The sequence below is a fragment of the Pseudomonas sp. REP124 genome (assembly GCF_020164475.1).
GTDB lineage: Bacteria > Pseudomonadota > Gammaproteobacteria > Pseudomonadales > Pseudomonadaceae > Aquipseudomonas.
On record NZ_JAIQWX010000080.1, the window covers coordinates 16,360 to 28,414 of the forward strand.

Consider the following 12,055-nt stretch of genomic DNA (forward strand, 5'->3'; position numbering starts at 1 on the left):
TCGAAAAATCGAAGACGTCATGATGTTTTGGGTAATCAATATCCTAGATTACCTTGTGAGGAATCCAGTTCTCTGATTTTCATATTTTATCCTAGCCCTCGTAATTAAATGTAGCGATATGATAAGAGGTTTTTGGGGGGTAGATCACGCTATCGGATTATGAATTTCCGAGTTGGTTTAACAGTTTATTGAAATCGGACCTGAGGAGAAATGTTTTGCCTGTAAGTTCTTTCGGGAGCTGTGTGGCTGGAACTATCTCTCTAAATCTCAGTAGTCGGTATATCATCCTATTCCTGCCGATGGACTTGTTTGCCGTTGGCAATGAAATGTATTCGCTTAAAAATTCGGAAAGCTTTTCCATACTTTCTGGAGTTAAATACGTGTTCTTTCCATATTTAATTGTTTTTAGAAAATTAGTTTTGAGGAAGGTGCTGATAAACCAGTTCAGGGATACGTCAAATTTTCTACAAGCCTCATTTAGTTGAGTTAGTCGATCTATGTAAGTCAAATTTTCATAGAGGTTGTCTTTTTGGTTTTTTTGTGGTTTGTCCGCCGCTATCGATCCATATTTTGTAGCTTGTTCATGATTGAGGATGCCCGCTTTCTCTAAATCTGAAATACGGTAAAATATTGTGCGCCCCTTATGTTGTGCATCACCGAGAGCAGGTATATTCAATCTGCTCAAGAATTTTTTTACACTCCACCATCTTACTCCACACCATTTGGCCGCTGTTACAATGTCCACGTGTGTTTTAAAGAAGTTTTCCACTTTTTCCACGTCAGCAAATATTTTGCTCACATGATTATCACCTTGCGCCGCCAAGTCTCCGCTTTTTATTAACTCATAGATGGTCAAGGTTTTCAGGTGCAGCTTTCTGGAGGCCTGCTCAATAGTTAGCCTATTTTCGGTTTTGCTTATTTGTTCTTTAACTAGGTTCTCTACGTCTTGTAAAGAGAATATCCAAATTTTGGATTGGCCTGGCGGGCCACCTACTACGGGATAAACGCCGAGGTCGCTCAATATGGCCCTCGCCGCAAGTTTTGATACTCCGATAATTTCAGCTGCGGCGGCTAAAGTTAGGTGATTTTTTTTATAATCGTCAAGCTCCGTTTTTAAAAGTAAAATGGCTTTTCTAGGATGGTTTACATATTTTCTAGGGTGTAGGATACCGGCATTAATCAAAATTGGTAGTACGTAATTTTTAATTTTGTAATCTATGCTAGCATCAGTCATAGTGGAGTAAAGGTGTAGGTCGAGAGGGTTAATTGAATCATATGCGACTTGGTTAGTCCCATTCGTCTTACTAGGAATTATTTGTCCCTGTATGATGCTGAATAATAGGTCGCTGTCTTTTTTTTGTAACAAGATGGAGCGAGATACTCCTGGTATACCCACGGGGTATATGTTGTTCTCTTTCATGAGATCAACGATCTTAGGCCTACTTAGGGCTGCTCTTGCAGCTAGCGAATCAAGAGCTTCATATTGGTTTGAGAATTCCTGTAACTGTCCAATGGAAATTCGATGACTGCAGCCTTTCAATTTTATAGTTCTTAGAAAGCCAGCTGCGATTAGCTTTCTAAAACATGTAAGGTTGATACCAAAATTTATCGCCGCGGTTTGCAAGTCGATGCTTTCAGCTTCAAGAAGTGAGCGGGGTTTAGAGGTTTTTATTTCCTTTATCTTTGCAAAAATAATTATGATCTCCGAATCGCTTAAAGTCGCGTTTTTTTCTTTGTCCCAAATTGGCAATGTCTGTGATATTACTTGACTAAAGATTTTAGTCCCCATGTGAGAGCCGCGACGTACTTGGCTGCGCGTTAATATGAATGGATTTATAAGATGGTTTGTTGAATTGTATTTTTCAGTCGAATGTGGTGGTGGCTTAGATGTGGTTAGATTGTTTTCAATGCAAAAAGTCTCGCACGTTTTTTTTACAGTCTGGCTTTGAAATAACGTTAGTTTTGCACAAATTGCTTCATTTGGTATGTGAGGGAATCTTTTTTTCATGCTCTCGAGATAGTGTTTGATTCCGGGGGCGTCTTCATTGACCAAGCTGATTGCTGTTTCAATAGCAAGACGGTTTTCAAAAGTTTCAGGGTGTTCCCGGTTAAAGTTTAATGTCGCTAGGTTTTGGCATAACTGATCGAATTGTTTTTGTTTGTGCTCTCTGAATAATGATAATATATATCGCTCAGGTGCTGCATCTTCCGGAGTGCAAGTTGGGCTTATCAGCCCGGCTTTGCAGTTATTACACTTATCGGTCAGTGGATTAATCCATTGAAGGCGTGCGCCGCATTCAGGGCAATGGGTTAGGTACTTACGATTATGGTAAGGGCAATTAACTGAAAAATTCAGGTCTTTCATGAAATGCTCATGCTCCTCCGCCCAACACTCCGAGCAGAAGAAATTGTACTTCCATCGAATTAGATTTGGTTTGACTTGTAAATTGTCGACTTGATGGGGTATTTGCTTGCCGATTAAAACTGTCGGTTGATAAAATCCTGATAGAAATTTTGGCGCGTGCTGGTGAGCTCTGGATGCTATCCATCGCGGCAGTGCCCCCTTTGTGGTTAAACATGTGCCTTTCGAATAATCTGGTACGCCCAACCGATTGAACTGCCTCTGATTCACGCATCCATGATGTACTGCAAATCGCTTCAGCAGACTGGTCGGGCTTTCTTCAGCACGAGGGAAAGGAACATAAACGAGTTCTTTCATGATGCGAGTCTATAAAGTTTCAACTTTGCGATTGCCTGGGGTGACGAAATTACCCGCAGATTATCTGCTAGGTCGAACGCAAATGGATTGGCTTCTGTGAGTGACTGTTCAAGAGTAAGTTCATCGCAGGCGAAAGCAAAGTCTTCCTTTGTAAGTCCTCTGTGAATATTCTGTGAAAGGCATCGTTTTAATGCGATATAAAGTATTTTTTTCAACCAACCAAGGCTTCCAGACGTGGCGATGAACAAAGCGGCAGTAATTGACGGGGTCTGCAAGTGATCTTCGTTCTGACACCCGATCAACTGTTCGATCGCTAGATCCAGATTCTGTAACATGAGGGAATACTCAGAATGTATATTCCCATCGTACGTAAAATACTCAAGATTGGCCTGATAAGGAAAACGAGATGCGAACGCGCCAACGTAAGATCTAATTTTTACGCATTCCTCGGTTCCACAGATAATGACGGGCTTGCCTAGCTTGTTGACAAATGATGTTATCCACCCAAGTGTAGGGACATGGATTCTTTTAGCGGCACCGATGCAAAGCCGCTGGATTTCATCCAGGAATACCAGTTCGACGTGTTTTTCTTTGAGCAACTTAATTGCTTGTGCAGTCATTTCCTCCCCGCTTCCGACGGGTTTCTCGATGCCAAACTCCAACAGCAGTGCCCTAGCCAAGCCTTTTACAGTGACCTCGTTAGGGACTTCGAAATACATAACAGGTTCGCAGAGTCTTACTTCGGCATTGGTCTCGAGTTCATAATTGGATTCAAACATCGATTTTATTTGTAAACATAGGGAAGTCTTGCCTGCCCCCGTCCATCCGCATAGGACTGCGCCATAGGGCCTTTGAGTAATGCGGGTATCTTCGATGGCATTTAGTAATTTTGAGTGTGCCTGGTTATAAGCAGGAAAGTTAATCCTGATTTCCTCAAGGTCCAACAGAATGCGATTGCGAGTGAATTCGTCCATTTCAATGATGCCCCTTCGAAACGGTGAAGTCCGCTGGTGTGTTGGGGTTATACTCAGGCTGCGTAACACGTGGTCTGGCTACGGTAGCCGGAGGGGATTGGGCAGCCATCAATTGTTCAAAGTCTGTAAGGTCGTGTTCCAGCATCAGAGGCTGCGGTAATGGCTGGCGTGTGGCATTGGCATGAGCGATCTTCCAAAGCAATTGTGTTTTTGCTTCGGCGGTTGTGCACCGTGATCTCGCTTTGCGTACTGCCTTGCGTTGGGCCCAGATTTTGTGATGAAAATCCAAGGTCAGCCCATTTTGATACTCCGGGTGCAGTGGATTCAGAGGTTGGATCTCCAGTGGATGCAGGGGATGGCATAGCCAGGCATTGCCCACATCACAGGGATCAAAATAAAGAAGGAGTTTTTTTACCTTGGGCCGCAGCTCCGCAAGGTAGCTAACGGCTGGTCCCCACCAAAGAAGGTTGTCGTGACGCACGCGACCGCTACTGTGTGGTGTCACCTCGGCACTCCGCCAAAAAGCGCGGCGTAAATCCTGTTCTGAATAGCGGTGCGGTTTAAATTGCTGACTCAGTGCAGCAGACCACGCTTCGTTGGGGGACATGCCTAATGTTGAGTGTTCGTCCGCGTGGTAGATATCCAAGAACTCCGAAAACAAAGTACGCACATCCTCCAGGGTGTAGATGGCGTTGCCCTCGGCGTCATAGCGAGCGCTTACCTTGGAGTTTTGAAACGTTGTCCCCCGCATGCGATGTTCGATCTCTGTAGCCCAGGTTTTGAAGACTGCCTCCACATGGGATTTTTCATCGGGTTCCCCTGGTTGGCAGTAGGACACCTCGGCACCCAACAGCCACAGGACCTTTCTCAAGGCATTGGCTATCCACTCGGGGCCGTTGTCGAAGACATAGAGCTCGGCGACACCGCCATGAGGATTGTCGAGGCTCATGGATTTTTTGAGTGCAATTTCTGTGGTATCCAGCGACGCTGGGTTGAATGAAATGTGCCAAGCAATGATGTAGCGGGTTTTGACTTCGATGAAGAGGGTTAAGATCGGTTTACCGATCGATTTACCGTTTTCATTGACGAGAAAAATATCCAATTGGCGGGTATCGGCCTCAACCAGTTCGAACAGCCTGTCAGGCTCTGGCGTCGACGCACCCCAATAGTGAAGTTTTTTGGCTGCCTTGGCGCCGCATTGGTGGCGAATGGTCTCATGCGAATCAATTTCACAAATGATGCGGTACAACGTACTTTCGGATGGAATACGAAATTGTTCATTTTCTGCACGGCGGAGATTCAGATGTTCGAGCATCAACCGGATGCTACCGATCAACCCAGTTTTGCTGAATGGAGTTTTCGTCCAGTAATAGGTAGCGATGTTAAACTTAATCAACTCTTGGACTTCGCGCGGCTGATGCGAAATGTGTTTGTTGATGGGTCGAAAAGTATTAGGTAAGAGAGCAACACAGTTATTTCCCGCACAGAGATACGCACGCTTCCAGTCCCAAAGAGTGGTGTAGCAAGGGGCTTTATGCGGCCCCAGCTCTTCGACCATTTTTTCGATCAAGTCGGGAAAGGTTTTGCGGGTGACTGAACCCGTCCGTGCGTTCAGGACAGCGTGAACGTAGGCGAAGCGCACCTCCAGTTGCCGTGCCTCCTTTTTCGGTAGACGGGCGATGATTTTGTTAGCATCCGTCTCAATTGGCGCTTCTTGGACCTTTATAAATTTTCCTTGTGCGGCAGCGCGGTTTAGCATTGCTCGATACTGGTAAACCACTTGCGGAGGACCGTAGACGGAGCGCAGTTGAACTCTCTGGTCGTCGACCTCCATGACTTGGTAATCCTTACCGCAGTAGTGGTATCGCTCACCGGCACGAATAGAGTCAACACGAAGCATGCTATATGTCCTCCACTGAAGTATCAGTATCGGGTGATAGGTTTTGGACAGCAGAGCGAAGCAAGTTGTCCGAGCAGCAAGATATCGGCATGCCTTCGGTGCCGCTGACTGGCTCTGCGCGAAGTTCTATATGAGCCAACCTAGAGAACTGGTCTCGAACGAGATCGGGATAAGTCTTGCGGGCAATCCAATCTTTGTACCTCAGCAACGCGTTGACATAGGCAAAGTGCCGCTCCATTTCTACTGTTTGTTTTATTCTCAGGCGCGCAACGATTGTTTTCGCACCGCTGGCAGGCGTCGTTTTCTGCATCATTACTAGTATACTTTTACGTATATTCGAGGCAGCGCTGCTGAGCCCTGTTGGGGACATTTCGCTGACTATGGATCGAGCACAGTTGAACGCGCTCGTCTGTGATCTGCAGAACCCTGAAACCGTACGATCGAACAAAAATCGCTTGCCAATTTGGGGAGGAGGGATGCCGCGCATGTCATTCGGCCTCTACCACAGTTTCAAGGCTGAATCGGCAATCCAGATTGGCTCTGACCTGTTGATAGAACAGGGCGTAGGCGATGTCTTCGGGAGGATGTCCGGCGGTGAGCAAGCTATGCACCGAGGTCTCCGGTTTTTCTCCACTTAGGATGGTGTTCCTGACGGCAGTCGCGCCGCTTGGCGATCCTCTGAGCGCATGGTGGTATAGGTATCTCAGGTTCTGGGTTTTCTGTGCCTCGCAGATTTCCGAGAGTGTGATGAGTTCGAAAAAGACTCCAGCCTCACTAAATTGCCGACGTAGATCCGCCAATCTGCGTTTTTCATAGGGGTGGATGACGCTGGTCGGTTTGCAGAGCTCATAGAAAACGATGCGTGCATCGTTAAATATCGAGCAGAAGTCCGGACGGTAAATCCGGCCAGTTTCCTTGAACTCGAGTCGACAGGGACGACTGGCGTATCGCGTTATCCTCGTATCGAACTCCAGATGGACGCAAAAGTCGGAGTGTTGCAAAGCAGTGCAACCAATGGGCGCCTGGTTTTTACGGGATGGGAAGTGAGTGACGCGCGCATATCGCCTGCCCGTGGTCAATTCACTACGTGGTGAAAGTGCGACGGTGGGCGGAAGAAACTGGGCCAGGTTGAGTTCCATGTGGACCTCCGAGAGCCAATGGGCTGGATAGCTCATTCAGCGACACGCGGTTTTCAAGGAAGAGGCAATACCCGGCGTGTCTCAGGTATGGTGGCCACTGCTTGGCCTCTCAGCGAAACGATTGGCCATGCGTGCTGTTGTCCTTTTCTAAATATGGGGTGGACAAATTCTCGTAGTGTTACTGGATCGAGGAGAGCCACTACATACGGACTGGAACGGGTAACACCTATCTATGAGCACAACAAACGCTAGAGAAATAGGGCAAGTTCCGTTGAATATGAAGGCTCTGAAGATCCCCACACACTACGGTTACGACCTGCTCGAACCGCTGTCATCTACACGAGCTTGTGCTTCAGGTCCTTCTTTGTCTTCGCAGACTGTCGCCGAACAGTTTCTGTTTTGTCGCCATCTTCTGTTGCTTACGGTTCATAGCGCGCTGAGCCGCTAAAAAGGCACAGCACCCATCTGCCTGAAGCGATCCTCTAAAACTCCACAGTCATGACGCCCGTTTTCCAAATGATGTTGGAAGCTGAGAGCGGCGCACCCGCGGTCGTTGACGGCATTCCATGCCCTGATGGCAAGGCGGTCACGGAACCTCGGCGTGCATGTTCCAACTACTTTCGACCTGATTATTACCAAACTCGCGCCGAAGAAAAACCTACCTAAAATGTGACATCAAATTTTTTGATCCAATTAATTTGTTAAAAATCAGTTGGCTACGAAGGCCGTCCCGCTGAAAAATTCAGCATTTGGTGTACGCCTGTCACAGGAGGCCCCCTCGTCGGTCCTGGCTGCATCACCGACATGTTGTAGTACTACAGCAGAGGCGCTCGTCGGTCCTGCTGCATAACCCACATGTTGTAGTACTACACTTCAGGAACACTCAGTGTGAGGGGACAGCTCATGCACCCGTTAGGCAAAGTGTCGACAAATGTGGAGACTTTGCGGGGGCACGCGCTGATATCCGCCCTGGCGACTAACGCTGGGTGCGCTCATACCCCGTATGCGTTGGCCGCGTGGCAGGATCGAAAGAACCCTTCCGCGTTTGAAAAAGAACCTGTGCCATGGGGTCTGCTGAAAGTGTGGAGCCAGCGATTCCTGCGGCCGGTTGTACACGCCAAAACACGGGAGGCGTGGTTTGAGGAGTTCAATGACCTTTCCGTGGCCTACGACAATCTCTTGTGGTTCACTTTGAGTTTTCGAACACCAGACACGGCGTTCGATACCTGCATCTCACTCTTTCAGTTAAACGATGAGCCTTTGACGGATCATCATGCCTTGTCGATGCCGCTGCTGTTTGAGTGTCCTGATTGGACTCAACTGGGTTATCTGATTTGCTATCTCAGGTGCCAGGAAGACAGTTCCCCTCTTCAGAGTGCCTGGACCATCAAGAACTTTTTTCCATTCTTTGTTTTGTCGTGCCTTCGACCGCCATGCCGTTGCATTGCGGTCGAGCTGTATGAGCTGTTGGATGAATTGATTGAGGTTAATCGTTTGGAAGTAAGCCCGAGGATATGGCCGCGAAATAGTGCGGAGTTCTCGGCTTACCTTACCGCTTTCGACGAGTTGGGAGATAACCTGATTGCCAAGCAATATGTCAGTGAGTGGGGAGTCGAATGTCTGATCTGGCTCTGGCAGTTGGTGGAGCGGCGGAATCTGTCTTTTTTAAAAACGATCAACCGAGCGTTGCATGACACATCGCGGCCGGCTATTCCCCATGGTTTTCAGGAAAGAATCACCGCCGCAATTGATCACCATCGGCACACGGCATTAGGCATCGATGCCGACGCACTGTCTTCCGTGGCAGTGCCCTCAACTGTAGTTAGTGCTACCGTTACTGGCGGTGTTGTGTGAGCGCAACGGAGCGCAATTTTCATGTCGTAGCTGGAGTTAGACTTGCGCAGCGGGTGCCAATTGGCGCAAGAGTGTTTGCAGCGTTTCAATTTGGCGTGCTTGCTCGCGGATCTTGCGACCATCCTCGCGGCGCCGCAGCAGATATGGTTTGACATGCTCCCGTAACACGGCGTGCTCGGTCTGCAATTGTTGCAGTGTCACGGTCAACACTTCATAGGATTGCTGAGCGTGGTGGAGGTCGTTGAGTTGCGCACGCAACTTTGCCTGCAATGCTCGATGCTCGTTGAGTAGTCGCTCATGATCGCGGTACACCTTGACCAGTTCTTCTTGTTTGACGGATTGCACGTTCTGCAAGGACCGCAATTCCTGGCGAAGCTGCTGAGTCTGCTCATCGTGGCGACGCAGCTCCTGTCCGCGCTGGGTCAGTTGTTCCTGTCGATAGTGCTCAAGTCCTTCGCGAGCATGCTGGTGTTTGTCCTCCAACGATTGCAGTTGCTGGGCTCGTTCTTCAAGGATCTGTTGCTGGCCCGCCACTAGTTGTCGCAATTGTTGGCGTTCACCTTCACTGCCTTGTAACTGTTCGCGCAGCTCACGTTCGCAGTGTCGCTGCTGTTCCAACTCGGCAGTTAAATGAGTGATGCTGCTCAGTGACTGCTCTAATCGTTCGCGCAGTTGCGTGCGCTCTTGCGTAAAGGTGGTCTGCTGTTGCTCGAGCAGTTCTTGCTCGTTAGCCACAGCTTCCTGGGCTTCTTGCTTTACTTGCTCGGCTAAACTGCTCACCAGGGTAGTCAGTTTTTCACTGAGGGTTGGAGGCGGTGCGTGGTCAGCGGTGTGGATGCTGTTAAGTTCTTTTAGATAGCGCTGAATCGTACTCTTTGAACCGGTGTTGCCCAGCTCAACGCGCACCAGATCGATACTTGGGCGCAATCCTCGGCCTATCAAGGCGTCACGCGCCGCGTGCACCAGGGCTTTGTTGATACCGCCGCGGGCCATGTCAGGTGCTCCTGAGATATCACCGGATGTTATGCAGTATGGCGCATGCGGTTTGAGGTGTCCGCTTCCGATCGTGAATGGCGGATGGATAGAGCCAACGTGTGACGAACTCGGTGAGGAGGATACGACCGTGGATACGGTTGCAGAGCGGTACCTGCAAGCAGCGCGGCGGGAAAGTACCGAGCGCCGTTACCAGCAGGCTTTGGCGCACTACGAAGTGGGGTGGGGTGGTTTTCTTCCAGCTTCCAGTGACAGCATTGTGCGTTACCTAGCCGAACACGCTGAGCTTTCCATCAGTACCTTGCGCGGCAATCTGGCGGCATTGGCCCGCTGGCACTTGAGCCACGGTTTTGTAGATCCCACCAAAGCCCCCCAAGTACGTGACGTGTTACGCGGCATTAAAGCCTTGCACCCTCGCCAAATTAATCAGGCCGAACCTTTGCAACTTCGTGAACTGGAACAGTGCGTATCAGCGTTGCGGTTAGAGGAGGCGTCGCCGAACCTGGCCGTGCGCCTGCGCGCTGGTCGCGATCGGGCATTGCTATTACTGGGCTTCTGGCGAGCATTTCGCAGCGACGATCTGTGTCGTCTACGCATTGAAAGCAATCAGTTGGTATCAGGCGAAGGCTTGACCCTGTTTCTGCCTAGCAGCAAATCCGATCGAGATTATCAGGGGCGCACGCTCAGCGTGCCGGCGTTAAAACGTCTGTGTCCCGTGCAGGCGTATGAGGACTGGCTCACTCTCAGTCGATTGAAGGCTGGGCCGGTGTTTTGCAGCCTCGATCGGTGGGGGCATATGGCCCCGAATGCCTTGCACCCTTACAGCGTGTCGCGGGTGCTCCGCCGGGCCTTGATCCGTGGCGGCGTAGAAGGGGAGCGTTACAGCGGGCACTCGCTACGCCGCGGTTTCGCCACCTGGGCCACTCGCAATCAATGGAGTTCAAAGGCCTTAATGGATTACGTCGGCTGGCGAGATGTGCGTACTGCGATGCGGTATGTCGATGCAGGCGAAGCCTTTGGCGAATGGCGCCGTGATGCGCCTGGTGAGTCGAAATGACTGCGCAGCGACGATTTCGTAGTGCGATACAGGCCACGTTATTACAGGTGTACATCTTTGGTAAAAGAAGCGTTTAACGAGTAAAAAAACAGGTTTGAGAATACGGGTTTCTCAAACCTCATCGGCAATTGGGGGCGGATGTAGGTCGATATGCGGTACGTCACAGGCCAACCCAGGTGATTACGCTCTTGAGCTGGACGAGCAGCCTGATCACTCGCGGCAGCGGAGGCCATGTCAACGTTATTGCTCTCTATACTGTCTAGGATTCTTGACGTAAAGTGCGAATTTAGTGGTTAATGTCTGGGAAAATAGATGCTATGCGACTTCGTGCCCAATCGGATCAAGTCCTCGCGGCGACTGTTGGAGTACGCCTGCAAACCTTGCGGTTGAAGAAGAACATCAGCCTCGACGCGGTGGCCGAGAACGCGGCGATTAGTCGTCAGACGTTGCATGTGTTGCTCAATCAGGGCAAAGGTACATTGATCAATTTGATTGCCGTGTTACGGGCACTCGGTGAGTTAGAGCGCCTGAGTTCGCTGTTGGAAGAAATACGGCCCAGCCCTCTACAAGTTATTCAGATGGAAGGCAAAAAACGTCAGCGGGCAACTGGTCGTCGACGCGAGCCCCGAGAGTCTCCAAGGACGGACGCTCGCCTTCCTCAGAGCAGCGATTGGTGATGATGGAACCGGCGGGATAGGGCAATTCGCGGGCTGAACGGCAGTCGACACTCTCGGGTCAACCTCCGCTTATGGCCGACCCCTGCCGATCGGCACGGAAGTCTGCCAACAACGGCCTATCGATGTCGCTCCTTGGGAGCATCGGAGAAACTTATGATACCGACTACATGCCACGAAACCATCAAGTGCAGGCTAAGCGCCCGCGCGAGTAGTTCGCCACCAAGCCGTAGCGCCGGGTAGGGGAGTTCTGAACGCCCAGCAGCATTTTTTGCGCGTGTATGAGCAGCCTAATAGGCCAGCCAACTTGGCCGGTGAATTGGACGCTATCGGGGCCAGCTCTGAGCGGTGGCTGAGGGGTAATTGGGGGTGAATCTAGGTAATCCAGGCGGTGACAGCATGCTAGACATAGGGATTATTGATTGACTACTATTCATCTGCGCCTAGGCGTGAACCACAGGGTGGTTACAGGGATCTTCGGATCGCGCCCCGCTTCTGATGAAGGTCAGATGGCCCAGTGCCAGGTAACAGCGTCCTGCCCCGTCGAACATGCAATCGACGGCTGAGAATCCCGCCTAGAGCGGGATTCACCGTTTCTGGCCATTCACTTTTGCGGCTTCGACCGATTTCGTAGTCCCTTGGGGCACTGGCCATTGGGGTCTCTTTGAGTATCCATCGTGACTTTGACGACACCCCTTTTTGATGATCGGGGTATCCGGTGAGCCTTCGCCAATGAGTGCTAAAT

The 12,055-nt window shown here is 50.0% G+C and carries 8 protein-coding genes; 3 read left to right on the forward strand and 5 right to left on the reverse strand.

The window, feature by feature from the left end:
• Positions 1-157: 157 nt before the first annotated feature.
• The 4 genes from K9857_RS30300 to K9857_RS19015 all read right to left on the reverse strand — a co-directional run bounded on the left by K9857_RS30300 (position 158) and on the right by K9857_RS19015 (position 6,732).
• Positions 158-2,719 (reverse strand): hypothetical protein, encoded by a 2,562-nt coding sequence (locus tag K9857_RS30300; RefSeq protein ID WP_263487928.1) that lies wholly within the window; start codon positions 2,717-2,719, stop codon positions 158-160.
• The gene (locus K9857_RS19005; protein WP_224538233.1) at positions 2,716-3,693 is read right to left on the reverse strand and encodes a TniB family NTP-binding protein; all 978 of its coding nucleotides are present in this window, start codon (positions 3,691-3,693) and stop codon (positions 2,716-2,718) included. The genes K9857_RS30300 and K9857_RS19005 overlap by 4 nt, the downstream gene beginning before the upstream one ends.
• Before the next feature lies 1 nt (position 3,694).
• On the reverse strand, positions 3,695-5,593 hold the full coding sequence (locus K9857_RS19010; RefSeq protein WP_224538235.1) for a DDE-type integrase/transposase/recombinase: 1,899 nt from the start codon (positions 5,591-5,593) through the stop codon (positions 3,695-3,697).
• Positions 5,594-6,081: 488 nt separating this feature from the next.
• Positions 6,082-6,732, reverse strand: coding sequence for a hypothetical protein (locus tag K9857_RS19015; protein WP_224538237.1), 651 nt, complete (start codon positions 6,730-6,732; stop codon positions 6,082-6,084).
• A gap of 903 nt (positions 6,733-7,635) precedes the next feature.
• Between K9857_RS19015 and K9857_RS19020 the strand changes: the two genes are divergently transcribed.
• On the forward strand, positions 7,636-8,586 hold the full coding sequence (locus tag K9857_RS19020; RefSeq protein WP_224538238.1) for a hypothetical protein: 951 nt from the start codon (positions 7,636-7,638) through the stop codon (positions 8,584-8,586).
• Positions 8,587-8,622: 36 nt separating this feature from the next.
• Here the strand turns inward: K9857_RS19020 and K9857_RS19025 are convergent, their stop codons facing one another.
• Complete coding sequence (locus K9857_RS19025) at positions 8,623-9,579, reverse strand: DNA-binding protein (RefSeq protein ID WP_224538240.1); 957 nt, start codon at positions 9,577-9,579, stop codon at positions 8,623-8,625.
• A 130-nt stretch (positions 9,580-9,709) separates the two neighbouring features.
• Here K9857_RS19025 and K9857_RS19030 point away from each other — a divergent pair, with 130 nt between their 5' ends.
• The gene (locus K9857_RS19030) at positions 9,710-10,636 is read left to right on the forward strand and encodes a site-specific integrase (protein ID WP_224538242.1); all 927 of its coding nucleotides are present in this window, start codon (positions 9,710-9,712) and stop codon (positions 10,634-10,636) included.
• Positions 10,637-10,953: 317 nt separating this feature from the next.
• Positions 10,954-11,313, forward strand: a complete 360-nt coding sequence (locus tag K9857_RS19035; protein ID WP_224538244.1) for a helix-turn-helix domain-containing protein — start codon at positions 10,954-10,956, stop codon at positions 11,311-11,313.
• Positions 11,314-12,055 lie beyond the last annotated feature (742 nt).

Coding starts and splice junctions, on each gene's coding strand:
- K9857_RS19035 (WP_224538244.1), top strand. CDS start 10,954: ATGCGACTTCGTGCCCAATCGGATCAAGTCCTCGCGGCGACTGTTGGA.
- K9857_RS19020 (WP_224538238.1), top strand. CDS start 7,636: ATGCACCCGTTAGGCAAAGTGTCGACAAATGTGGAGACTTTGCGGGGG.
- K9857_RS30300 (WP_263487928.1), bottom strand. CDS start 2,719: ATGAAAGAACTCGTTTATGTTCCTTTCCCTCGTGCTGAAGAAAGCCCG.
- K9857_RS19025 (WP_224538240.1), bottom strand. CDS start 9,579: ATGGCCCGCGGCGGTATCAACAAAGCCCTGGTGCACGCGGCGCGTGAC.
- K9857_RS19010 (WP_224538235.1), bottom strand. CDS start 5,593: ATGCTTCGTGTTGACTCTATTCGTGCCGGTGAGCGATACCACTACTGC.
- K9857_RS19005 (WP_224538233.1), bottom strand. CDS start 3,693: ATGGACGAATTCACTCGCAATCGCATTCTGTTGGACCTTGAGGAAATC.
- K9857_RS19015 (WP_224538237.1), bottom strand. CDS start 6,732: ATGGAACTCAACCTGGCCCAGTTTCTTCCGCCCACCGTCGCACTTTCA.